The sequence below is a fragment of the Methylomonas montana genome (genome assembly GCF_030490285.1).
In the GTDB taxonomy this organism is placed as follows: domain Bacteria; phylum Pseudomonadota; class Gammaproteobacteria; order Methylococcales; family Methylomonadaceae; genus Methylomonas; species Methylomonas montana.
The window spans coordinates 1,117,484-1,141,046 of record NZ_CP129884.1 but is presented as its reverse complement, the minus strand read 5'-3'; the positions used below and the strand labels follow the sequence as shown (position 1 = coordinate 1,141,046).

The window sequence follows — 23,563 nt, the reverse complement described above, 5'->3', positions numbered from 1 at the left end:
CGTATAAGACTCAGTGTAAAGAAGTCGGTATCAAATCGTAAACGATGTCTTCCATTCGGGAAAAGGCAGCGCTATCGCCAGGTTGACTCAATAACACCATCAATACAATCCATTTCAACTTATCCAGGGTAATATTTTCGTCTTTTAAAGCCATCGCGCGATCGATGGCGATCTCGCGATTGATCGGTGTCAGAATGCCGCTGTGCTCGAGATACATTAAGAAATTGCGACATTCCATATCGAATACGGCAATTTCCTGGCCGCTAAAAATGCGGAACGACGACGACACCGCCGGCGTGATGCTCTCAATTTCAGCTAAAGATTCCAGCCAGTCGAACGCTTTATTGACATCGGGCTGTTGAAACCCCGCATCCAGCAATTCGCTGGCAATCACGGATGTATCCGGATAGTTATCGCTGTCGCCATCCAGATAATTTTCAAACAGATAAATGAGCACATCGAATATGTCTTCTTTCATTAGAACCTTTATTTGATTCGAAGGTAGCCACCGCCGGCAAGTCCGGAAATGAAGCCCTGCAACTCCAGCACCAACAGCGTCGAGGAAACTTCTTCCGCCGACCAACCGCTTTCTCGCACCAAAGTATCAACCGTTGTGGGGCTGTACGGAATCAATTTCAATAGATTTTGTTGCTCCAGGTCAAGCGAAGTCTGCGCGATTTCCGACTCGGCTCGCATATACTGTTGATTATACTGACCTAATTCTTCAAAAATATCCTGCGCGGTTTCCACTAATTTAGCGCCTTGACGGATCAACGCGTTGCAACCGCGCGCCAAAGGATTGTGTATCGAGCCTGGAATGGCAAAAACCTCCCGATTCTGCTCCAAGGCCAAACGCGCAGTAATTAAAGATCCACTTTGCTGAGCCGCTTCGACCACCAACAAGCCGACGCACAAACCGCTGATGATTCGATTTCGCCTAGGAAAGTGATTGGCTTTGGCATTTGTGCCGGGCGGAAACTCGGAGACCAGCGCGCCATGCTCGACGATTTGCGTAGCAAGCTGCTTATGACAAGCCGGATACACCCGGTCCAAACCGGTGCCAGCCACTGCTATGGTATGGCCATTGACATTCAAAGCGCCTTGATGACTGGCGGCATCGATACCCAAAGCCAAACCGCTGGTGACGACAAAGCCCGCCTCGGCCAGGGCTTCGGCGAATTGGATCGCAGTGCTGACCCCCACCGGCGAGGGATTGCGGCTGCCGACCATCGCCAATTGCGGTTCGAGCAATAATTCAGGATTGCCTTTGATAAATAAGACAGGAGGAGGATTGTTGATTTCTCTTAGTTGGGCCGGATAATCGGCATCATCCAAGGTTAATGCATAGTTCCCGGCTTGCTCTAGCCAGCACAGATCGTCTTCGACCTTTTGCCAATCCGGCTTTTGCAAGGCTTCGATCAGCTTCTCGCTGAACCCCAATCCGCTTAGCGTCGAGCGCGATGCCGAAAATATCTGCTCGGGCTCAAGGTGCGCCAGCAAGCGCAGGATGGCTTGGCTGCCGACGCCGGGCATTCGCAGCATCGCCAGCCAATATTTGATCTGAGAATTACTAACTTTTTCCAAAGCTAGTTAATGAGCAGACCTGGCGAAACCAGACCCGCCAAGCTGCGAAACAACGCCCATATAACGCTGCATCAGGGCGTTTGTACCCTATCCAGTGTGTGAATAGCGCCTGTTGCCTGCATCACCAAGGCATAACTAACCCGTTCGAACGGCCGAAACACCATCAGCACGCCGGCCAGTTCGTCCGGCATTTTAACAGCAACTGCTTCCACCGACTGGTAACGATCGACCACCATATTCCCTCTTCTGTAGACATCCAGCGTATGCCCCACTTCCAAACCGTCGGCGGTACCTTTGTCTATCACCACCACATCGTGTTGACCGATCTGCGACACACCCCCCATCACCCGGATAATGCTGCCGATCACCTGATGTTCCGGCGGTCTCGGGAAATAATTCAACGCCAACTCGCCTTCGCCAGTCAGCATCAAACGGTCGCCGCGTTGAATTTCCAGATCGGATTTGTTGATGCGCAAGGTGGCCGGATCGCCCGGCTCCTGCAAGGTGGTATCGGCGATATATTGCGCTTCGTAACCCAAAACTTCCTTGGTCACCGGACTGATGTAGGGCTTGCCCTGCCGGTAAATGGTATATCCAAGGCCTTCCGGTTCTTCGATCGCCCGCACGTAAACGCCGTCACCGGCACCAGCGATCAAATGCTCGCCGACAAAACCGATCACATAAGGCGCGTGCGCCAATTCTTCCGCACTAACGACTTTTGGCGAATTCAAAAACTGCACGATCGCATCGCTAGGTATCACGCGAATCGCCTGGTCAATCGATGATTCCCGTACCCGTGGAATTAATTTTTCGTCGTTCCCATCCGGCGACAAACTCAGACGCGGCATACCGTTCACGTACGAAAAATATAAAGTGTCACCCGGGTAAATCCAATGTGGATCTTTAATCTGCGGATTGTTATGCCAGAGCTGCGGCCATTGCCAAGGATGCTGCAAAAATTTGCCGGAAATATCCCACAGGGTATCGCCTTTTACCACGGTATATCGTTCGGGGTGATTAGGATTGATTTGAAGCTCGTCAGCCCAAACCACAGCGGTAAAAAACAACGGAATCAATATTCCCAGTATCGCGCGAAAAAACATAATGTATCCTGCCAGAGGCTTTAAAACCGTTCAAAATCCGCCAGACGAATCGTTTAAATACCGTGTCGAAACACCAAAATTTTTTCTTCCCGTCCGGCCTAACTTGAAGCAATTGCATAAAAATTCAACAATCGATTTTGCCGCACAGTTTAGATGAATTCGAATAGAATGCCAGCCTCACCTGCTTTAGCCCAGCTCAATCGGGAAATACGACATCCTCTACTTTAACGATCGCCGTCATTTAGGCTTCACATTCAAACTGTAGTCGATTTCGGATAAAATCACGCCATTACAGTTAGCAAGTGGAGTAATGGGTGAGTATTCTTTCGATTCTGGAATTTCCCGATAAACGGCTGCGCACAGTCGCCGCCGAGGTGGGCGCAGTCGATGACGGCATTAGAACATTGGTCGACAACATGATCGAAACGATGTATGCCGCCAAAGGGGTGGGCTTGGCCGCTACCCAGGTCAACGTACACAAAAGGGTGATCGTAATGGATGTCAGCGAAAACAAGGACGACGCGATCTGCCTGATCAATCCACAAATCATCGAACGCGACGGCGTCGAAGAATCCGAGGAAGGCTGTTTGTCGGTACCCGGCTTTTTCGAAAAAGTCAGCCGCGCCGAGCATATCAAAATCAAAGCACTGAACCGCGACGGCGAAAGTTTCGAAATGGAAGCTCGCGACTTGCTGGCAGTCTGTATTCAGCATGAAATGGATCATCTGGAAGGCAAATTGTTTGTGGATTATTTGTCGGCCTTCAAACGCAACCGCATCAAAGCCAAATTGGAAAAAATCCACAAGGCGCAGGGCTTATAAGGATAAACCATGAACATCGTTTTCGCCGGCACGCCGGATTTTGCGGTCCCCACCTTGCAGGCCTTGATCGATTCGCCCCACCGAGTCAGTGCGGTCTACACTCAACCCGACCGCCCGGCCGGGCGCGGCCGCAAGCTAACCGCCAGCCCGGTCAAGGCACTAGCTTTGTCCGCTGGCATTCCGGTTTATCAGCCGGAAAACTTCAAAAATCCCGCAGCGCTTCAAGAGTTGGCGGCATTGGCACCCGACTTACTGGTCGTCGTCGCATACGGCTTGATCCTGCCGCAAGCGGTACTGGATATTCCAAAACAGGGCAGCATCAACGTCCACGGCTCGTTGCTGCCGCGCTGGCGCGGCGCGGCACCTATCCATCGAGCGGTGATGGCTGGCGACGCTAAAACCGGCATCACCATCATGAAAGTGGTCAAAAAACTCGATGCCGGCGACATGCTTTATAAAGTCGAATGCCCGATCAGCGCCGACGCCACCTCCAGCAGCTTGCACGATCAACTGGCGATCATGGGCGCGGAAGGCCTGGTTAAAGTGGTCGATCAAATCGGCCAAGGCACGCTCCAGGCTGAACCGCAAGACGAAGCGCTGGTCACTTATGCCCACAAATTGGAAAAACAGGAAGCCATATTGGACTGGCAGCAATCTGCAGCAGAATTGGATCGAAAAGTGCGCGGTCTGAACGCCTGGCCGGTGGCGCAAACCCTGTACAAGGGCGAAGTTCTGCGGGTCTGGCGTAGCGAGGTACTGGCCAAACCAGCCGATCTGCCGCCCGGCACTATCAACTGCAGCGAACAAACTCTGGACGCCGCGACCGGCGACGGCGTACTGCGACTGCTGGAAGTACAATTGCCCGGCGGCAAACGCATAGCCGGCAAGGACTTTCTGAACGCCCACCCCGCCGACCACGTCGTACTCGGTTTATGAATCTGCGCGGCTGCTCGGCACAGATTCTTTCCCACGTTCTAAGCGATGGCCAGTCGCTAACTGCCGCGCTGGAACACGGTCTTCCCAAACTCAAGGACAGCAAGGATAGAGCTTTCGTACAAGCCCTGTGTTACGGCGTGATCCGTCACTACTATGCGCTGGACTTTATACTCAGCCGCTTACTCAGCAAACCGCTGAAGCAGAAAGACGGCGACATCAAGGCATTATTGCTGGTCGGCCTGTACCAACTGCAACACATGCGCGTCAAATCGCATGCCGCGGTGTCGGAAACGGTCGCGGCCACCAGTCACAAGCCCTGGGCCAGATCGCTGGTCAACGCGATACTCAGGCAATATCTGCGTGAAGCCGAGATGCTGCAACTAGCCTGCGCCGAGAACAGTCAGGCCCGCCACAACCATCCTGACTGGATCACGGACTTACTTTGCCAAGATTGGCCGGAGCATTACGAAAAAATCCTGCACGCCAACGATCAGGCGCCGCCAATGGCGCTGCGCGTCAACCTGCGGCAAGGCAGCCGTAGCGCTTATCTCGACGAACTCACCGCCCAAGGCATAGCTGCGCAGCCGGTAGACTGTTGCGATACCGCGATACGCCTCGACCAAGCTCTGGCCGTCGAACAATTGCCAGGGTTTAGTGAGGGCCGGGTTTCCGTGCAGGACATCGCCGCGCAACTGGCAGCCGAATTGCTGGATGTTAAACCCGACCAACAGGTTTTGGACTTGTGCGCCGCACCGGGCGGCAAGACGGCGGCCATTTTGGAACGGCAACCCGCCCTGGCCGGACTACTGGCCGTCGATGTCGATCAGCAGCGTTTGCAACGCGTCACGGACAATTTAATACGCTTGAATTTACAAGCCGACACCTTGGCCGCCGACGCCTCTCAATCGGAAACCTGGGCGAACGGCCGACAATTCGACCGAATTTTGCTGGACGCGCCCTGCTCCGGTTTTGGCGTGATCCGCCGCCATCCCGACATCAAACTGCTACGTCGAGCCGAGGATATTGCCGCCTTGCAAACGCTGCAAGCGCGGATTCTGGACAGCGCTTGGTCCTTGCTGTCGCCAGGCGGCATCTTGCTGTACGCCACCTGCTCGGTATTGAAACAGGAAAACGAAGCGCAAATTGCCGCATTTCTAGCTCGTCACAGCGATGCCGGCGAACTATCTATCGACGCGCACTGGGGCATGCCGCGCCCGCACGGCCGGCAAATCGTCACCGGCGACCGGCAAATGGACGGCTTTTATTATGCCAAGCTCTATAAAGCTGCTTAGGCGCGGCCTGTTGATGCTCTGCCTACCACTCTGCCCCGCCATCGGCCAGGCCGGCGACTACGCCGCCAGGATCGAATACGCCGACCTGGCGTATATAGACAACGGCTATACCGTGGAAGCTCATATCGATTACCGGCTCAGCCCGATGGCCAAGGAAGCGCTACACAAAGGCGTGCCCTTGGCCTGGAATGTATCGCTCGAACTGCGCCAGCCCGGCTGGCTTTGGGATAGCGTGATTTACCAGCGCAAACTCGCTTACAGTCTGCAATTCCACGCCCTGCTGAATCAATACGCGGTGCAAACGCCGTCCGCCCATAGCGAAATGTTTTTGACCCTGAGCGCGGCTTTGAATTTCATGGCCTCGGTGCACGACAGCTCGCCTATTCCGGCCGACTTATTGCAGCCCGGTAAGCCGTACCTATTGGCCGTACAGACTCAATTCAACCGCGAATTCTTGCCGATTCCATTGCGTCCGCTCGCTTATCTCGATCATCGCTGGTTTCTCTCTAGCACTTGGCAGACATGGCCTATTCAAAAATAAAATTACCGGCCAGCGCCTCTATCCTCATTCTGTTCGGCTTCGTCTTGCTGTCGCTGCAATTAATGAGCAGCGCCACCCAGGAATCCTCGGAACTCGGCGAAATGTATTCCTGGCTGCTGGTGATCAACACGCTGGGGTCGGTGATCTTGCTCGGCCTGGTAGTGGTAAACGCCTACTCGCTGATTCGGGAACTGAAAAAAAAAGAAGCCGGTTCGAAGCTGACCACGCGGATGGTTTCGCTGTTCGTGCTGCTGTCCCTGGCGCCGGCGGCCATCGTGTTTTATTTTTCCGTACAATTTCTGCATCAAGGCATCGACAGCTGGTTTAACGTCGAAATCGACCGGGCCATGGACGACGCGCTGGAACTGAGCCAATCTTCGTTGGCCCAGCGGATGAATTGGCACATCAAGCAAACCAAGCAAATGGCCGACCAATTGCGAGACAAATCGGAAACGCTGATCGCACTGGAAATAGGCAGCCTGTGGAACGAGTCCGGGGCGATGGAAATTGCGGTATTTTCCAATCAAGGCCGGATTTTAGCCTCCAGCAGCGTCAATCCCAGCGATATTTTGCCGCATCTGCCGGACGAACAAATCTGGCTGCAGCTGCGGCAAAACAAGCAATATTTCGCCTTCGACCCCGGCGACAACGATGAAATGCTGGTGCGCATCATCGTCGCCATCGAAGCCGACCAGAGCCGGTTCTTGCAGGTGCTCTACCCGATTCCGGTGCGAGTCACCGATTTAGCCGACTCGATCGAATTTGCCTTCATCCGTTATCAGGAAATGAATTTCCTGCGCGATTCACTGAAAACCAGCTTCTCGTTGATCTTGCTGCTGGTATTGCTGCTCAGCCTGCTGGCGGCGATCTGGGTAGCCTTCATCAGCATCCGCAATATCGTCGCACCGGTGAAGGAATTGGTAAAAGGTACCCAGGCAGTCGCTGAAGGCGATTACCAACAACAACTGCCGGTAATGAGTCAGGACGACCTGGGCTTTTTGGTGGAATCGTTTAACCAGATGACCCGCCGCATCGCCCGCTCCCGCGACGAAACCCGCGCCGCCGGTCTGGAAGTGGAAAACCAACGCGCTTATCTGGAAACCATCCTCGCTAACCTGACCGCCGGGGTAATCAGCTTCGACGCCGCTTATTACATCCGCACCGCCAATCAGGCCGCTTACCGAATTTTGCATATCCCGGTCAGCCATTTCGTCGGCGAGACCTTGCCGACGTTGGCGACCACACACACAGAATTGGCCGACGTGTTAACCGCCATCCAGAGCCTGCTGGAAAAAGCCGACGACATCTGGGAGCAGCGCATCGTCTTTCTCGGCCCCAACGGCCGCCAAGAATTGCTGTGCCGGGGCACCCCGCTATTCTCGCAGCACGGCGCCCGCACCGGCGCGATTGTGGTATTCGACGACGTCACCGACTTAATCCAGGCCCAAAAAAATGCGGCCTGGGGCGAAGTGGCGCGGCGGCTGGCGCACGAAATCAAAAACCCGCTGACGCCGATCCAGCTCTCCGCCGAGCGTTTGCAACACAAGCTGTCCAAGGAATTGCAAGACGGTTCCGCCGAATTTTTGCAACGCGGCACCCGCACCATCGTCCAGCAAGTAGAAGCGATGAAGCGGATGGTGGACGATTTTTCCGAGTACGCCCGCCCCTCCAAGAAGCAAGTGGAAAAACTCAATCTGGTCGATTTGATTCAGGAAATCATGGCTCTGTATATGCCGTCAGGCATAGCCTTCAACACCGCCTTCGCCAGCGACAGAGTCATCGTCGAAGCCGATCCGGTCAGCATCCGTCAGGTATTGCACAATTTAATCAAGAATGCTCAGGAAGCCACCTCTGCGCAGTGTCGCATCCTGATAAAAACCGCCAAGGTTAGCCGCAACAACACCGATTATGTCGAATTGGGCATCTACGATAACGGTAGCGGCCTCAACGCAGAGCAGATCGAAACTATTTTCGACCCCTATGTGACCAGCAAGGCCAAGGGTACCGGCCTGGGTTTGGCGATCGTCAAAAAAATCGTCGAAGAACATGGCGGGGTGATTTGGGTCGATACATCTTATAATGACGGCGCGGGTTTTTTACTCCAGCTACCAGTTTTTGAATTTGGGAACAATAAATGAATACACAAGCACCGTACATATTGGTAGTCGATGACGAGCAGGATATTCGTCAATTGGTGTCGGAAATTCTCGAGGATGAAGGTTATGACGTCGCGATGGCGGAAAACGCCACCGAGGCCAGAAAACTCAAAAACCAACGCGCGCCCAATTTGATCCTGCTCGACATCTGGATGCCGGATAGCGACGGTATCACCTTGCTAAGGGAATGGGTCGGTGAAGACGATGCACTGTGTCCGGTGATCATGATGTCCGGACATGCCTCGGTGGAATCGGCGGTGGAAGCCACCCGTTTGGGGGCCTACGACTTTTTGGAAAAGCCGCTATCGCTGGCCAAATTGCTGCTGATCGTCGAGCGCGCCTTGGAGACCAGCTCGCTGCAACGCGAAAACGCCGGCTTGAAGCAACAGCTGATGATAGGCGTGGAACCGGTCGGCAAAAGTGCGGCAGTCGAGCGTACCAAGGACAAATTGAAACGCCTAGCGCAGCATGACGCCCGAGTGTTGTTCGTCGGCGAAGCCGGGGTCGGCAAGGAAATGTACGCCCGCTATTTGCATAATAACAGTTCGCGGCGCGACGGCTCTTTCGTCGATGTTTCGGTGGGCAGTATTTCACCGGAAAACTCGGCGGTGGAATTTTTCGGCCGCGAGGACAATGGCCGGGTTTATCGCGGCCTGCTGGAACAAGCCCATCGCGGCACGCTATTCCTGGGTGAAATCGGCGGCATGGACCCTGAAACCCAAACCCGCTTGCTCAGCGCGCTGGAATCCAGTTCGTTTTTGCGGGTCGGCGGTAGCCAGGCGGTGCGCGTCGATGTGCGCGTAGTGGCTTCCACCCGCATGTCCCTGGAAGAAGAAGTCAACAACGGTCGTTTCCGCCAGGATCTTTATTATTTACTGAACGTGGTGACGCTGGAAATTCCGCCGCTGCGTGAACACAGCGAAGACGTGCCCAGTTTGCTGAATTTTTACGTCGATCATTTCGTCACCCAAGAAAAACTGCCGTTCCGACGTTTCTCGATGGCCGCGCAAAATTATTTGCGTAATTACAGCTGGCCGGGTAATGTGCGCGAGTTGCGTAATCTGGTGCAGCGTCTGATGATATTGGGTGCCGGCGACGACATCGAGCTGGACGAAGTAAAAACCGCGCTGGGCTCGATCGCCGAACAACCCAAACTGGGCCTGAATGTGCCGGAGTTTTTTAATTTGCCGTTGAAAGAAGCCCGCGATCATTTCGAAAAATCCTACCTGGAATATCATTTCGAAAAAACCGGCGGCAGCGTCGCTAAACTGGCCTCGGCTATCGGCATGGAACGTACGCATTTGTACCGAAAATTGCATTCCCTGAAAATTAAGCTTTAATTGGACTTGAAGTTACCAGCCCTATTAAGTACAATTCACGGTTTTTATAGCCTCAACAGACTAAAAAGCAAAGATGAAAACATTTAGTGCAAAGCCCGCAGAAGTTAAGCGCGATTGGTACGTGATTGATGCAGAAGGAAAGACATTAGGTCGCCTTGCTACTGAAATTGCACGACGTCTTCGCGGAAAACACAAACCCGAATTCACACCACACGTTGACACCGGCGATTACATCATTGTGATCAACGCCGAGAAAATTGGCGTAACCGGCAACAAAGAAAAAGACAAAATGTACTATCACCATACTGGCTATGTTGGTAACATGAAGTCCGCTTCTTTGGGCAAGTTAAGACAAACTTTCCCGGACAGAATCATCACCACCGCCGTACAAGGCATGCTTCCCAAAAATCCATTGGGTCGCGCCATGTTCAAAAAATTGAAAGTTTACGCAGGTTCTGAGCATAATCATCAATCTCAGCAACCTAAAGTTTTAGAATTCTAAGCAGGTAGATAGTTTATGGCAGCTCAATACTACGGAACAGGTCGTCGCAAAAGCGCAATCGCTCGCGTCTACGCCACCATCGGTTCAGGAAAATTCACCATCAACAAACTCCCTGTTGAACAATATTTTGGCCGCAAAACCGACGAAATGATTGCCAGACAGCCTCTGGAATTATTAGGCAAAACCGGCGATTTCGACGTCAACATCATCGTCACCGGCGGCGGCCCTTCAGGCCAAGCTGGCGCGATCCGTCACGGTCTGACCCGCGCACTGATGGTATTCGACGAAACCTTAAGACCATCACTGAGAAAAGCCGGTTATGTCACCCGCGACGCTCGTGAAGTCGAACGTAAAAAAATCGGTTTGCACGGCGCCAGAAAACGTCCTCAATACTCAAAACGTTAAGCGTTTCTTATTGGGAACAGCAGAAAGCCGCTATCAAGCGGCTTTTTTTGTGCCTGCCTATCTTCGCTAAGAGCCGTTATACCCGGCAAGCGTCGCTTCTATTTTTTCAGCCAGCGCCTCGATACCGTGCTGAGTGACTTTTGAATGATTGCCTTTTAACTCGATGTCGTAACGGGCAACCGAAACTTGTTTTTTCACATCGATCAAATACACCCACAGATACGAAAACAAAAAACTGGGCTTGCTATGCTGGCTGACGATGATCCAGTCGACGCCCTGCCGCTGCCCTAATTGCGCCGCCAGATCGTGGAATCGAAACAGATAGCCGAAACTGGCGTTGGCTGCCTTCTGGCTATCGGCATCGATAGCCGCAATTTGATAATCGCCTGCCCTACTTAAGGCTTCGCTCAATAGAGGCGCCATTGTCGCTGTACGCTGCCGTTCCGCTGGCGTATTGGGTAAGGACGTAATGTCGTTGAGCTCGAAATCCAACACAGCTATGCGCGGCGGCGAGGCGCTAGCCTCCACACTGAATAAGATACCGGCAGCCCACAACCATCCGGCCGATTTAACGCTATTCATACCACCCCCTCAGCCGAAATCGTTTCCTCAGACGCCTGTAACTCCTGCTCCAAACCAACTATACCGCCCGCCAGCGCCTGCCGTATAAAAACAAGCAATTCGTCGCGCTGCGCCTCTGCCACGTCGATCTCCACCGCCCAGGAGATTTCGCTGCCACCATCAGAAGCTTCGTTGACTGTCACCGTACCCAAATAATGGCTGGCCGGAAACGGCGATTCGATACGGTTGTACTGAAAACATCTGCGCTGATGATCGATTAGCTCGATCCGGTCTTTTATTTCCCCTCCCGCCGCCAACGTTAAAATCCGCATCGCACCGACGCCGCTGCCAATCACCCGACAAGCGGCAATCACCGGAAACCACCGATCTAGACCGCCGATACCGGCTATCGCAGTCCACACCCGCTTAGCTGGGACCTGCATGGTTTTACTGACATTCACTGACTCGATCATTTCTCAATCTCCTGCTTAATTAATTTCGGAGACCTTAGCCTAGACTTTCAAACGTCGCTGGTAAGCCGATATTTGCCCGGCAAACACGGGCAATTTGCCCGCATTTAGCCGGCAGCCTATGCAGCGCATCCGCGACTACCTACAATGCGGCTGATACTGGAACAGTCAGTTTCCCAGCATCCGAACAGGCGGATCATGAATCTAAAATTGCACTTGTTATCTCGGATTACCGCAGTCGCCTTGATTTGCCTGTTGGCGACGATTGCCTATGTATTGCATTTCAGCGGCCAACAGTCGGCAACGCTGGCTCAGAACACGCTAATGTCGCTAGCCAAGCAATTGGAGTTTCAATTATTAAGCATCGGCGCCGGCGACAGGCCGACCAAGCCGTTTCCGGACTTTGACTTATGGAAACAGACCGGTAGCGAACCCGGAATTTGCGTTCGCTACCAGTCAATCGACGGCAATACGACGCGCAGCCTATGCAAAGGCATCGACTTGCCCAGCCACCAGTGGCCCAGAGCCTTTGAAATGCTGTACCGGCAACTTTTCAAACCGGATTTCAGCAAGGAACGCCAGGTCGTTTACAACCACCAAGTTTATGGCGTACTGACCGTATCGGTTAGCACGGAAATGGCGATGGCCCGCGCCTGGGAAAATGTCCGGCATTTATTCGGACTATCGCTAATCACCGTCACATCGGTATGCCTATTGGTGTATCTAACCGTCAGCCGTTCCCTCCGTCCGGCCCAAGCCATCGTCGCCGGACTGAAGCGGCTGAGCCTCGGCGAATTGAGCTACCGCCTGCCGGATTTCGAGTTAATCGAATGGCGGCAAACCGCAGAGGCCATCAATCGGCTCGCAAACAATCAGCAACAGCTATTGGACGAACGCCAAAAACTGGCAGTGATGTTGATGAATTTACAGGAAGAGGAACGCCGCCATCTGGCGCGAGAGCTGCATGACGAGCTCGGCCAATGCCTGACCGCAATCCGCGCCGTCGCCGCATCGGTCACCCAGACCGCCGAGCGGCAATGCCCGCAGCTGATACCGGAAGCCGAGCAAATTGGCCGATTTACCCAGGTTATGCAAAATAGCGTACGGGACTTATTGACCCAACTGCGCCCCGCAGAATTGGACGAGCTAGGCCTGGAGGCCAGCCTGCGTAGCCTGGTGGCGCGCTGGAACCAGCTTGATCATGGCATAACCCGTTATAGTTTGAAAATCGCCGGCGACAGCATGCCATTACCCGAAGCCACGGCTATCAGCCTATTCCGCATCGCCCAAGAAGCGATCAGCAATATCGCCAAGCATGCTTCGGCCAATCGAGCCGATCTATCCCTGACCATCGACACCGACAATATCTTGATGACGATAGAAGATGACGGCGTCGCGAACAGCCTGAATTTTGCCAATAGATCCGGCATCGGTTTGCTGGGCATGCGCGAACGCGTACTGGCCTTAAATGGCCAATTCTCGTTGCAGATAGCCGAGCCGCACGGCTTGATCATCCAGATTCGCTTACCCTTACTTTCGCCGCAAGCAAGCCGATGAACAGCCAAACCAAGATCACTGTATTACTGGTAGACGATCACGCGATTGTCCGGGAAGGATACCGCTCGTTAATCAGCAAGCAAGCAGACTTGCAAGTGATAGCCGAAGCCGCGAACGGCACCGACGCCTATCGCTTATACAAAGAGTGCCAACCGGATGTAGTGATCACCGATTTGACCATGCCGGGCTTAAGCGGCTTGGAAGTGATCAGCCGCATCAAGCACCGCGACGCAAACGCCAAAATACTGGTGTTCAGCATGCACCAAAACCCCAGTTTTGCGTTGCAAACTTGCCGCGCCGGGGCCTTGGGCTACGTTACCAAAAGCAGCGCGCCGGACGTATTGCTCTATGCCATTCGCGAAGTCTACGCCGGCCGGCATATCCTCAGCACCGACATCGCTCAAGCCCTGGCGCTGGAAAAACTCTGCGGCGAAGCCATCGCCCTGGATAGCTTGACCGCTCGAGAATTCGAAATTCTGCGCCTGCTGGTCGAAGCCAAATCGCCGGACGATATCGCAAAAATACTCAACATTAGCCCGAAGACGGTCGGCAACTGCCATTACCTGATTAAGCGAAAATTGAGCGTTAGCAGCGATATCGAGTTGACGCGGCTGGCGATCAAGTTGAACGTGATAAGTCTTTTGGAACTGGGAACACCTGTTGAAACCAATATTTAACGCGTAACGTCTGCCAAGGCTACGGGTTTACGAAAGCGCAATGTCATCCGATCGCTTTCGCCAATGGCTGCGTATTTATCTCTATCCTTGTCTCCCAGACTCATGGTTGGTGGCAGGCTCCATACGCCGGCCTCGTGGTCCTTGGTATCAGCCGGATTGGCATTGATCTCGCTGGACGCCTCTAGCACAAAACCCGCGGCGTTTGCCCAGGCCACCACTTGATTCTGGCCGACATAACCCGAGCCATCGTCTCCCCCGACGTCGCCTTTTGCCCGATGCTCGACTAGCCCCAGGATGCCGCCGGGCTTAAGGACGTCGAAAAAGCCCTGAAACATGGCCTCGACGCTACCCAAGCCGCGCCAGTTGTGGACATTACGAAAGCTCAGTACCACGTCGACCGATCCGGGCTTACCCAATACAGGCTTGCTCTGATCGAATCGACGAATTTCCGGGTCGCTATAAACTTTCGGCTCGGTCGCAAATTTTCTCATTAAGGTGTCAATCTGTTTCGCGTAATAGCGCTTCTCGCCGTCGCTGGTAGCGCTCTCCGGCTCCATCACAGCAGCGACGTAATGCCCTTTTTCACGTAACAAAGGCGCCAGAATCTCGGCATACCAGCCGCCGCCCGGCGTAATTTCAATGACGGTCTGATTGGGATTGACGCCAAAGAATGCCAAAGTCTGCGCCGGATGCCGCCAGACATCGCGAGCCACATTGGCCGGTTCCCGCCAGCCGCCGGCGAGCACGGCATCCAGCGCCAGCGGCGCCGGATCGGTATTCGCCATGGCAACTGATGCGCCATGCTTGGCGCTGGTAGTAGACTCGTCCCCCGACGGCGAACAAGCCGAGAGTGCGGCAAGCATCGCCAAGACTAGACTAGCTCGAATCATGAACACCTCGCTACGAATTGCCTCAAATTAAAAGTAACCCAAGGGGTCAATAAAAACAGGTCGTTGCCTCACATTGTGTGTAACCGAAATAAAACGGGTTACCACCATGGGAAAACACGAACGACGAGCCTATTTACAAGCGATCCAAAAGCGCTATCGACAAAGCGATAGGGCCACGAAACAAACGATCCTGAACGAGTTTTGCGAAGTCTGCGGCTACGCCCGCAAGTACGCCATTCGTTTGCTGAATCGAAAAGCCAAGCCCGCCGCTTCTCCAACCAAACGCCCCGGGCCCAAGCGAAAATATCAAGCCGAGGTGTTGCTGGAGCCGCTGAAACGCATCTGGTTCGCCAGCGATCAACTGTGCGGCAAACGACTAAAGGCGGCGATACCGATCTGGCTGCCTCACTACGAAGATCAATACGGCCCCTTGGCGGATGGCGTGCGCGCCGACTTGCTCAAAGTGTCGGCGGCCACCCTGGATCGCCTGCTCAAACCCCTGCGCGTCCAGCATCCAAAGGGGTTGTCCGGCACCAAACCCGGCTCGCTGCTGAAAACCCAAATTCCCATCCGCACCCATCATTGGGACGAAACCCAGCCCGGCTTCGTCGAAGCTGATACCGTGGCTCACTGTGGCAATTCGCTGGCCGGCGATTTCGTCTGGAGTCTGACGATGACGGATATCGTCACCGGCTGGACCGAATGCCGGGCCACTTGGAACAAGGGCTCGCAAGGCGTCCTGGAACAGATTCAGGCCATCGAGAACCTGTTGCCGTTCCCTTTGAAAGGCTTCGATTGTGATAACGGCTCGGAATTTCTCAACCAGCATTTACTGCGCTATTTCACCGATCATCCGCAACAGCCCGCCTTTACCCGCTCCAGGCCCTACAAGAAAAACGACAATGCCCACGTCGAACAGAAAAACTGGACCCACGCCAGGCAATTATTCGGCTACGACCGGCTGGATAACGCCGTGCTGGTGCCGTTGATGAATGAGGTCTACAGCACGCTTTGGTGCCCGTTGCAGAATCACTTCTGTCCCAGTCTGAAACTCCAGAAAAAACACCGAGACGGCGCCAAGATCGTTAAAAAATACCACGTGCCGCAAACGCCTTACCAAAGGGTTCTCGATCATACTGATATTCCTGAATCCACCAAACAGGCTCTCAGAGAGTACCATACCAAGCTCAATCCATTTGCTCTCAAGGCCGCCATTGAGCAACAATTGAAACTCATCTTTTCACAAGTCCAGGTTACCTCTAATGTGAGGCAACGACTTTGACCCTTCGGTTACCTTTTTCTATGAGGCAATACGCGCTAAAATGAATGGGATGCAGCCTGTTTTATTTTTATTTAACCAAGGCCAAAACTTGCCGCATCTTCCCGCAACAAATCTTGGCAATCAAGCTTATCCCGAAACGAAAAAAAGCCGCTTATCGCGGCTTTTTTAGTGCAATCCCCCACTTAGCAAGTCCTACCATCAATTAATGGCATATTGCTCCCGTGCCGCCAACGATTCCACCAGCGCCAAATGGCCCGCCGCATCGAACAATATTCGCTGTTCGATGAAAAACTCGGCGGCGGCATCGATGGCGTCCAGGATAACCGCTAAGACGAAGCGTTCGGCGTGGGTCGATGCCACCATTTTTTCCGGTATGGCCGATTCTATTTTCAGGATCTGAGAAGACTGGTCGAACGAGTGCAGACGCAAACCTTCGAAATCGGCCTTTTCCTGCCGACTGGGCAATAAGAAAACCAGATCCAATATCGGCGCCCGCTTTTGTAAGGCATGGTCGCGCAATCTCGCCAAATCAATGGCCGTTTTAACGATGGCTTTGCCGATTGCACTCTCATCTAGCGCGCGATCAGGCATCATGGATGCAATGTGTATGCTCATATCAACCTCTTTTTAAGAAACCCGTTTTCAACTACACAGCAAAACCTATTCCAACATATTGTGTCGTCGGTAAATAGGCAAAGCCGTGGCGGCAACCATCGCTTTAGGGCTGAAAGCCAGGAATTGATAACAATTGACGAGTGGAATTGAATTTTCGAAACGCCAGAACCTTAATCCGGGCGCAAGATGATTGTTACAAAGCCAACAAAACCGGCAAATTCAATAGCGATATAAGCGATCACGGACAAAACCGGCGACACAGAAATTTGCAAATCCGATCCGACTATAACTAGCGCTGAAATCCGTCTAAATCCCTGCCAAGCATTAAGTGCCGCAAATCGTATCGAGCATCCGGCGTCACCAAGGCCGCGCTAAAGCCGGCATCGACCTCCAGCTCATGCACTCTCCACGCGGCGGCCGGGCCGTATTCGGCGGGAATGGCAAGCAAGCGGCCGTCGCGAACCCACTCGAATTCGCAACGTTCGACCCCCACCGCAATTCCCCGGCCGACGGCTTTGACGAACGCCTCTTTTTTGGTCCACAAACGATAAAAAACCAATAACTGTTCATCCTCCGCCAACTGCCGCCATCCCCGGTATTCCCGTTCTGAAAAGCAGCGCTCGGCCAGACTATCCAGATTGCGATGCGGTTTGACGGTCTCTATATCGACGCCGATGTCGGCTATGTCGGCTATGTCGGCTATAGCGATTATTAGCGCGTCAGCCGTGTGCGAAACGTTGAAATGCAAGGCGTCGCCAGCCAAAGCAGGCTTACCGTAATCGCCCGTTACGAATCTTAAACCGGCCGGATCGGCGGCTAGATAACCGGCCAGAGTTTGCCTGAGCATGCCGCGCGCGGCGATATATCGATCACGCAGATGCGGGAACTTGAACGATTGCGCCTTGGACCTTTCGTCTTCCGATAACAGCAAGTCCAAGCGCCCAAGCGTTTCGGCCGGTAAATTGAGCCTGCCTTGCCAGACATCGACAAAATGCGCGTTCATCGCTCCGCCTCGCGGCAAGCCGCAGCCGTTTTAGCAGTCTCCAGCATCGCAGCCAGCAATTGGTTGCGGCCCAGCTGGTGGTGATTGATGTCGCGCCATGCGATTTGAAAAATGCGGCTGTCGGTACTTTGCCGGTTTTCCGCCCAACTGCGGGCAGCGGCAAAGTCGGCGGATAATTGCGGGGTGCAGGGTTGTATCAAGGTCATGCGCAGCGGAAACAGGCCGGAAAAGGTTCGAGGATATGAATCTTCTGCAACGACGTGACGATCAGCAATTGCAGATTCAACTGGGCAAACAGCCGCAAACCGCACTGAGCCGATGCGTCGGAGCCACGGCCGAAGGACTCGTCGATCACCACGAAGCGGAACAAACGCGAATGCACCGCGCCCCATTCCAGTCCAAATTGATAAGCCAAGCTAGCCGCCAGCATAGTGTAAGCCAGTGCCTCCTTTTGACCGCCGGATTTGCCACCGGAATCCGAATAATGCTCGTGTTCGTTGTCGTCCTCGGAACCGGTCAGCGCTCCCTCGGCGCAGGCCCGCAGCTCGGACTGAAAATCGCGCACGTCGGGTCGGCGTCGGGCACCAGTTGCGACTGGAAGTTGGCGACCTCGCCCAGCTCTCTCCCTGGAGGTGGTATCGCGCAAATCAAAATGGGCGGATAAGCGCAGCGCATCCACCTGTCGAAGTTTAAATTTGGCGGATGCGCTGCGCTTATCCACGCTACCGCCATGCCGGAGCGAGGCCCTCAAAATCGAACAAAGCATTCGTTGCCCCCCCACACCACCGGCCAGTTGCGTTTGATATTCCGCCAGCCGGGCATCGAATTCGGACAGCCATTGCGCATCGACGAAATCCTTCAGAATTCGCCGCACCTCAAAGGTCGCCGCTTGACCCGGCACTGTCTTCAGCCCGCGCAGAAATCCCAGTTCGACCACTCTGTTGATACGGGTTTCGATTTGATCGATCAGCCGCACCTCGTTGCTGTTCTGCGGTAAAAACACCCGGATCAGCTTGACAATGTCCTCGCGACTCAGCACCAGTCGGCGCAATTTCGGCGCGACATCCTCGTCATCTTCCGCCGCCTGCCGCGAGCGCAAAAACGCATAGCCCTCGGCCTCGTCCAGCATCAACTCCAAGCCCAATACCGCGACATAATCGCGCAAGCGCGCCTGCACTTTAAGAAGCGCATTCCACGGCCCGACATCGCCTTCCTGGTAGATCACGCCTTTCAGCAATGGGATTACGACTGTCGACAAGTCGTATTGGGGTGCGGCTTCGAGCTCGGTGTCTGTCATCGCGTTTGGAATAGCTTGGGTAAAGGCAGGCATTTTACGGGGAAGAGGCGGAGAAATCGAACTGCCCGTTTCAGGCAGGAAGTCGGATCAACTACGAGAAGAGCTTCACTAACTGCTGACCGCTCGAGAACCTATAAACCATTGTCGCAGGGTAAACTGCTTATGAAAAGACAGACCGGACTAACGTTCGACGGACTAACGTTCGACGGACTACCGAATCGGTCAAATTTCGGGCAACGAGATCGATAAGAGACGAATCGACGCTCAAAACCCAAGCAAAATCCTTGGTTTTCCTTGACGAACACGTCCAAAGACAGTAGCTTATCCAACCTTTTTTGTTAAATTAGTATTTCCCGACTTGATTAGTTTTTTGAGGATGTAAAATTGGAACTCAGTGGCGGACATATCCTTGTCCAATGTCTTAAAGATGAAGGTGTCGAATTTGTATTTGGCTATCCGGGTGGCTCTGTCTTGCACATCTACGATGCCATTTTCCATCAAGACGACGTAAAACACATCCTGGTGAGGCACGAGCAAGCGGCGGCCCATGCGGCGGACGCTTACGCACGCGCTACCGGCAAACCCGGCGTGGTGCTGGTCACCTCCGGCCCCGGCGCCACCAACGCCGTCACCGGCATTGCCACCGCGTACATGGATTCCATTCCGATGGTGATCATCTCGGGACAAGTGCCTTCGCCGGTGATCGGCAGCGACGCCTTCCAGGAAGTCGATACGGTCGGCATCACCCGCCCCTGCGTGAAACACAACTTCTTGGTCAAAGACGTCAACGATCTCGCCGAGACCATGAAAAAGGCTTTTTACGTGGCAACCACCGGCCGGCCCGGCCCGGTGCTGGTCGACGTGCCCAAGGACATTACCGACCCTAACATCAAGGTGCCGTATAAGTACCCGAAAAAAGTCGTGATGCGCTCTTACAATCCGGTCGTCACCGGCCATAAGGGCCAGATCAAGCGTGCGGTAGAGATGCTGCTGAACGCGCAACGGCCAATGATTTATTCGGGCGGCGGCGTGATTTTAGGCGAGGGCCACCGGGAATTGACCGAACTAACCCAGATGTTGGGCTATCCGATCACCAACACGCTGATGGGCTTGGGCGGCTATCCGGCCACCGACAAACAATTCGTCGGCATGTTGGGTATGCACGGTACTTACGAAGCCAATATGGCGATGCACGAGAGCGACGTGATCCTAGCGGTCGGTGCCCGTTTCGACGACCGTGTCACCGGCAAGCTGACCGAGTTCTGCCCTTACGCGAAAATCATCCATATCGATGTCGACCCAGCTTCGATCTCCAAAACCGTTAAGGTCGACGTACCCATTGTCGGCGAAGTCAAACCGGTCTTGGAACAAATGATCGAGCTGGTCAAGGAAAGCAAAATCAAGCCATCGAAATCGGCGCTGGAATCCTGGTGGCAGCTGATTCAAAGCTGGCGCGATGTTAAGTGCCTGGAATACGATCGAGAAAGCCGGATCATCAAGCCGCAGTATGTCGTTGAGCAACTCTACGAAGTCACCCGCGGCGATGCTTACGTGACCTCCGACGTCGGTCAGCACCAAATGTACGCGGCGCAGTATTATCATTTCGACAAACCAAGGCGCTGGATCAACTCCGGCGGCCTGGGTACGATGGGCTTCGGCCTGCCGGCGGCGATCGGCGTGAAGCTGGCGTTTCCGGACGCCGACGTCGCCTGTATCACCGGCGAAGCCAGTATCCAGATGTGTATTCAGGAGTTGTCCACTGCGTTGCAATACAAAACGCCGGTGAAAATCGTCAACCTGAACAACCGCTACATGGGCATGGTCCGGCAGTGGCAGGAGTTTTCCTACCAAAGCCGTTATTCGCATTCTTATATGGACACCATTCCGGATTTCGTGAAACTGGCGGAAGCTTACGGCCATGTCGGCATGCGTATCGAAAAACCGGAGGAAGTACGCGATGCGTTGAAACAGGCTTTCGCAATGAAGGACAGAACCGTATTCCTGGACTTCATCACCGACCGTACTGAAAACGTTTACCCCATGATTGAAGCAGGCAAAGGCCATCACGACATGAAACTGAGAGTCGCGCCCGGCACACCGGTAGACAGGGAGTTGTCATAATGAGACATATCATTTCTATTTTGATCGAAAACGAAGCCGGTGCGCTGTCGCGCGTCGCGGGCCTGTTCTCCGCGCGCGGTTATAATATCGAGTCGCTGACCGTGGCCCCGACCGAAGACCCCAGCCTGTCGCGGATGACTCTGGTCACCAGCGGCAGCGATGAAATCATCGAGCAGATCACCAAACAGTTGAACAAACTGATCGACGTGGTCAAATTGATCGATCTGGCGGAATCGGCGCATATCGAGCGCGAGCTGATGCTGGTCAAGATTAAAACCAGCCACGACACCCGCGAGGAAGTCAAACGCATGGTCGATATTTTCCGCGGCAAGATTATTGACGTGACGCCCAACAGCTACGTGGTGGAAATGACCGGCCAATCCAACAAACTGGACGCCTTCATCCACGGCTTCGAGGAAGGCAGCATCATCGAAGTGGCGCGCTCCGGGCCGACCGGCATCTCGCGCGGCGAAAAAGGCTTACACCTATAACTTTTAATTTACCCAGCAACGAGAAAACCTATGCAAGTTTATTACGATAAAGACGCCGACCTTTCTGTCATCAGAAGCAAAAAAGTAGCCATCATCGGTTACGGTTCGCAAGGTCACGCTCACGCCAACAACCTGAAAGCTTCCGGCGTTGATGTGGTGGTGGGTTTGCGCGCCAGTTCAGCGTCCGTCGCCAAAGCCCAAGCCAGCGGCTTGACCGTAAAAGACGTACCGGAAGCCATCGCCGGCGCCGACGTGGTGATGATTCTGACCCCGGACGAATTCCAATCCAAACTGTACAAAGAAGAAATCGAACCGAACATCAAGCAAGGCGCGGCGCTGGCGTTCGCTCACGGCTTCGCGATTCTGTACAACCAAGTCGTGCCGCGCGCCGACCTGGACGTGATCATGATCGCGCCGAAAGCCCCCGGTCACACCGTGCGTTCCGAGTTTGTCAAAGGCGGCGGCATTCCCGATTTGATCGCGATTCATCAAGACGCTTCCGGCATGGCCAAAGCCATCTGCTTGTCTTATGCTTCCGCGATCGGTGGCGGCCGTTCCGGCATCATCGAAACCACCTTCCGCGACGAAACCGAAACCGATTTGTTCGGCGAGCAAGCGGTATTGTGCGGCGGCGCGGTGGAACTGGTTAAAGCCGGTTTCGAAACCCTGACCGAAGCGGGCTACCCACCTGAAATGGCCTATTTCGAGTGCCTGCACGAACTGAAACTGATCGTGGATTTGATGTACGAAGGCGGCATCGCCAACATGAACTACTCGATCTCCAACAACGCGGAATATGGCGAATACGTCACCGGCCCGCGCGTGATCAACGAAGAAAGCCGCTGGGCGATGAAACAAGCGTTGGAAGACATTCAACAAGGCAAATACGCCAAGCAATTCATTCTGGAAGGCCAAACCGGCTACCCTGAAATGACTGCCAGACGCCGCCTGAATGCCGAACATCCGATCGAAGTCGTTGGCGCCAAGCTGCGGGCGATGATGCCTTGGATCAAGGCCAACCAAATCGTCGATAAAAGCAAAAACTAATTTTGTCGACTAGGATTAAAGCCCATCTTGACGATGGGCTTTTTTTTGCCCGCAGGAAATTGCCTAGAATGCCAGATTCGCCCCGCTCGACTCAACTGAACGCCACCCTAATGGCTGCTGCCTTAGTGCTGCCCGCTAGCCCTTACGCCGCCGATTTTATGCAATGGAGCAACAGCGAAATCCAATATCTGCACGGCGCCAATTATAACGAACCCTTCAATCCCCAGGATGTCAGCCAGTCGATCATTACCATCACCCATGCGCACGGCTGGGCTTACGGACGGAATTTTTTCTTCATGGACACGCTGTTCAGCGAAGCCGGCCAGCCCTCGCAAATCAATCTGTACGGCGAAGCTTACAGCACCTTCAGCGTAGGCAAAATACTCGAGCGCGATTTGTCGTTCGGCATACTTAAGGATTTTGGAGTCACTGGCGGTGTTAATTTGGGTGAAAACATGGACAACCGGCAAAGCGGCTTCCGAGCCTGGCTGTATGGGGTGACCGTCGACCTGGATTTGCCTGGGTTCGATTATTTCAACATCGATTTCCTGCGCCAGCGCGTCACCGAAACCGCCGACATCGGCACCTCCTGGCAAATCACCCCGGTTTGGAAATTGCCATTTCAGATTGCCGGCACGAAATGGTCGCTCGAGGGTTTTGCCGATTTCATCGGCAGTAACCACACCGCCGCCCGCCAGGCCTTGGCGCAACCTCAGTTACGGCTCGATATCGGCGATTTCTGGGGCAACGGCAATCACCTGTATCTGGGCATCGAATACCAATACTGGCACAACAAATACGGCATCAAAGGCCTGCACGACAACGCGCCGCAAGCCTTGCTGCTCTGGAAATTCTGACGCCGAATGCCGCAA

25 protein-coding genes are annotated in these 23,563 nt (G+C 54.0%); 15 read left to right on the top strand and 10 right to left on the bottom strand.

All coding sequences use genetic code 11. From position 1 onward, the window contains the following. Positions 1–10 precede the first annotated feature (10 nt). From QZJ86_RS05525 to QZJ86_RS05515, 3 genes are all read right to left on the bottom strand, one after another. Positions 11–478, bottom strand: coding sequence for a DUF494 family protein (locus tag QZJ86_RS05525; protein ID WP_301937124.1), 468 nt, complete (start codon positions 476–478; stop codon positions 11–13). 8 nt (positions 479–486) lie between these two features. Beyond that, on the bottom strand, positions 487–1,542 hold the full coding sequence (dprA, locus tag QZJ86_RS05520; protein ID WP_301937123.1) for a DNA-processing protein DprA: 1,056 nt from the start codon (positions 1,540–1,542) through the stop codon (positions 487–489). A gap of 113 nt (positions 1,543–1,655) precedes the next feature. Continuing rightward, on the bottom strand, positions 1,656–2,687 hold the full coding sequence (locus QZJ86_RS05515) for a LysM peptidoglycan-binding domain-containing protein (RefSeq protein WP_301937122.1): 1,032 nt from the start codon (positions 2,685–2,687) through the stop codon (positions 1,656–1,658). A gap of 314 nt (positions 2,688–3,001) precedes the next feature. On the opposite strand from QZJ86_RS05515, the gene def reads away from it, so the two are divergent. From def to rpsI, 8 genes are all read left to right on the top strand, one after another. Then, the gene (gene def, locus QZJ86_RS05510) at positions 3,002–3,508 is read left to right on the top strand and encodes a peptide deformylase (protein ID WP_301937121.1); all 507 of its coding nucleotides are present in this window, start codon (positions 3,002–3,004) and stop codon (positions 3,506–3,508) included. A gap of 9 nt (positions 3,509–3,517) precedes the next feature. Then, on the top strand, positions 3,518–4,444 hold the full coding sequence (gene fmt, locus QZJ86_RS05505) for a methionyl-tRNA formyltransferase (RefSeq protein WP_301937120.1): 927 nt from the start codon (positions 3,518–3,520) through the stop codon (positions 4,442–4,444). Continuing rightward, positions 4,441–5,736, top strand: a complete 1,296-nt coding sequence (gene rsmB, locus QZJ86_RS05500; protein ID WP_301937118.1) for a 16S rRNA (cytosine(967)-C(5))-methyltransferase RsmB — start codon at positions 4,441–4,443, stop codon at positions 5,734–5,736. The genes fmt and rsmB overlap by 4 nt, the downstream gene beginning before the upstream one ends. Further along, on the top strand, positions 5,711–6,277 hold the full coding sequence (locus tag QZJ86_RS05495; protein ID WP_301937116.1) for a DUF4390 domain-containing protein: 567 nt from the start codon (positions 5,711–5,713) through the stop codon (positions 6,275–6,277). The genes rsmB and QZJ86_RS05495 overlap by 26 nt, the downstream gene beginning before the upstream one ends. Next, on the top strand, positions 6,259–8,415 hold the full coding sequence (locus QZJ86_RS05490; RefSeq protein WP_301937114.1) for a sensor histidine kinase: 2,157 nt from the start codon (positions 6,259–6,261) through the stop codon (positions 8,413–8,415). Before QZJ86_RS05495 ends, QZJ86_RS05490 begins: the two co-directional genes overlap by 19 nt. Continuing rightward, positions 8,412–9,773: a sigma-54-dependent transcriptional regulator gene (locus QZJ86_RS05485; RefSeq protein WP_301937113.1), complete on the top strand. Its 1,362-nt coding sequence runs from the start codon at positions 8,412–8,414 to the stop codon at positions 9,771–9,773. Before QZJ86_RS05490 ends, QZJ86_RS05485 begins: the two co-directional genes overlap by 4 nt. A gap of 73 nt (positions 9,774–9,846) precedes the next feature. Next, positions 9,847–10,275 carry a 50S ribosomal protein L13 gene (gene rplM, locus QZJ86_RS05480; RefSeq protein ID WP_026601904.1) on the top strand — a complete coding sequence of 143 codons (429 nt, stop codon included), beginning with the start codon at positions 9,847–9,849 and terminating at the stop codon, positions 10,273–10,275. A 15-nt stretch (positions 10,276–10,290) separates the two neighbouring features. Further along, positions 10,291–10,680, top strand: a complete 390-nt coding sequence (rpsI, locus tag QZJ86_RS05475) for a 30S ribosomal protein S9 (protein ID WP_301937110.1) — start codon at positions 10,291–10,293, stop codon at positions 10,678–10,680. A gap of 66 nt (positions 10,681–10,746) precedes the next feature. On the opposite strand, the gene QZJ86_RS05470 is transcribed toward rpsI, so the two are convergent. Together QZJ86_RS05470 and QZJ86_RS05465 are read right to left on the bottom strand one after the other, a co-directional pair. Further along, positions 10,747–11,262 carry a DUF2380 domain-containing protein gene (locus QZJ86_RS05470; RefSeq protein WP_301937108.1) on the bottom strand — a complete coding sequence of 172 codons (516 nt, stop codon included), beginning with the start codon at positions 11,260–11,262 and terminating at the stop codon, positions 10,747–10,749. Next, complete coding sequence (locus QZJ86_RS05465; protein WP_301937106.1) at positions 11,259–11,714, bottom strand: SRPBCC family protein; 456 nt, start codon at positions 11,712–11,714, stop codon at positions 11,259–11,261. The genes QZJ86_RS05470 and QZJ86_RS05465 overlap by 4 nt, the downstream gene beginning before the upstream one ends. Before the next feature lie 195 nt (positions 11,715–11,909). Here QZJ86_RS05465 and QZJ86_RS05460 point away from each other — a divergent pair, with 195 nt between their 5' ends. Both QZJ86_RS05460 and QZJ86_RS05455 read left to right on the top strand, forming a co-directional pair. Beyond that, positions 11,910–13,268, top strand: coding sequence for a sensor histidine kinase (locus tag QZJ86_RS05460; RefSeq protein WP_301937104.1), 1,359 nt, complete (start codon positions 11,910–11,912; stop codon positions 13,266–13,268). Next, positions 13,265–13,945, top strand: coding sequence for a response regulator (locus QZJ86_RS05455; protein ID WP_301937102.1), 681 nt, complete (start codon positions 13,265–13,267; stop codon positions 13,943–13,945). Before QZJ86_RS05460 ends, QZJ86_RS05455 begins: the two co-directional genes overlap by 4 nt. Here QZJ86_RS05455 and QZJ86_RS05450 read toward each other — a convergent pair. After that, the gene (locus QZJ86_RS05450) at positions 13,942–14,835 is read right to left on the bottom strand and encodes a class I SAM-dependent methyltransferase (RefSeq protein ID WP_301937100.1); all 894 of its coding nucleotides are present in this window, start codon (positions 14,833–14,835) and stop codon (positions 13,942–13,944) included. The genes QZJ86_RS05455 and QZJ86_RS05450 overlap by 4 nt on opposite strands. Before the next feature lie 106 nt (positions 14,836–14,941). On the opposite strand from QZJ86_RS05450, the gene QZJ86_RS05445 reads away from it, so the two are divergent. Next, complete coding sequence (locus tag QZJ86_RS05445) at positions 14,942–16,117, top strand: integrase (RefSeq protein ID WP_301937097.1); 1,176 nt, start codon at positions 14,942–14,944, stop codon at positions 16,115–16,117. A gap of 198 nt (positions 16,118–16,315) precedes the next feature. Here QZJ86_RS05445 and QZJ86_RS05440 read toward each other — a convergent pair whose 3' ends face one another. From QZJ86_RS05440 to QZJ86_RS05425, 4 genes are all read right to left on the bottom strand, one after another. Further along, on the bottom strand, positions 16,316–16,732 hold the full coding sequence (locus tag QZJ86_RS05440; protein WP_301937096.1) for a hypothetical protein: 417 nt from the start codon (positions 16,730–16,732) through the stop codon (positions 16,316–16,318). Between the two features lie 289 nt (positions 16,733–17,021). After that, complete coding sequence (locus QZJ86_RS05435) at positions 17,022–17,735, bottom strand: 4'-phosphopantetheinyl transferase family protein (RefSeq protein WP_301937094.1); 714 nt, start codon at positions 17,733–17,735, stop codon at positions 17,022–17,024. Next, the gene (locus QZJ86_RS05430) at positions 17,732–17,941 is read right to left on the bottom strand and encodes a DUF3322 domain-containing protein (RefSeq protein ID WP_301937092.1); all 210 of its coding nucleotides are present in this window, start codon (positions 17,939–17,941) and stop codon (positions 17,732–17,734) included. The genes QZJ86_RS05435 and QZJ86_RS05430 overlap by 4 nt, the downstream gene beginning before the upstream one ends. After that, positions 17,938–19,032, bottom strand: coding sequence for a DUF4194 domain-containing protein (locus QZJ86_RS05425; protein WP_301937090.1), 1,095 nt, complete (start codon positions 19,030–19,032; stop codon positions 17,938–17,940). Before QZJ86_RS05425 ends, QZJ86_RS05430 begins: the two co-directional genes overlap by 4 nt. 384 nt (positions 19,033–19,416) lie before the next feature. Between QZJ86_RS05425 and QZJ86_RS05420 the strand changes: the two genes are divergently transcribed. The 4 genes from QZJ86_RS05420 (at position 19,417) to QZJ86_RS05405 (ending at position 23,548) form a co-directional block, all read left to right on the top strand. Further along, positions 19,417–21,153: an acetolactate synthase 3 large subunit gene (locus QZJ86_RS05420; RefSeq protein WP_301937089.1), complete on the top strand. Its 1,737-nt coding sequence runs from the start codon at positions 19,417–19,419 to the stop codon at positions 21,151–21,153. Next, positions 21,153–21,644: an acetolactate synthase small subunit gene (gene ilvN / locus QZJ86_RS05415; RefSeq protein WP_301937087.1), complete on the top strand. Its 492-nt coding sequence runs from the start codon at positions 21,153–21,155 to the stop codon at positions 21,642–21,644. Before QZJ86_RS05420 ends, ilvN begins: the two co-directional genes overlap by 1 nt. 30 nt (positions 21,645–21,674) lie before the next feature. Next, a complete protein-coding gene (gene ilvC / locus QZJ86_RS05410) occupies positions 21,675–22,691 on the top strand; it encodes a ketol-acid reductoisomerase (RefSeq protein WP_301937086.1) in 1,017 nt (338 codons plus the stop codon). Positions 22,692–22,759: 68 nt separating this feature from the next. Beyond that, complete coding sequence (locus QZJ86_RS05405) at positions 22,760–23,548, top strand: outer membrane protein OmpK (protein ID WP_301937084.1); 789 nt, start codon at positions 22,760–22,762, stop codon at positions 23,546–23,548. Positions 23,549–23,563: the final 15 nt, after the last annotated feature.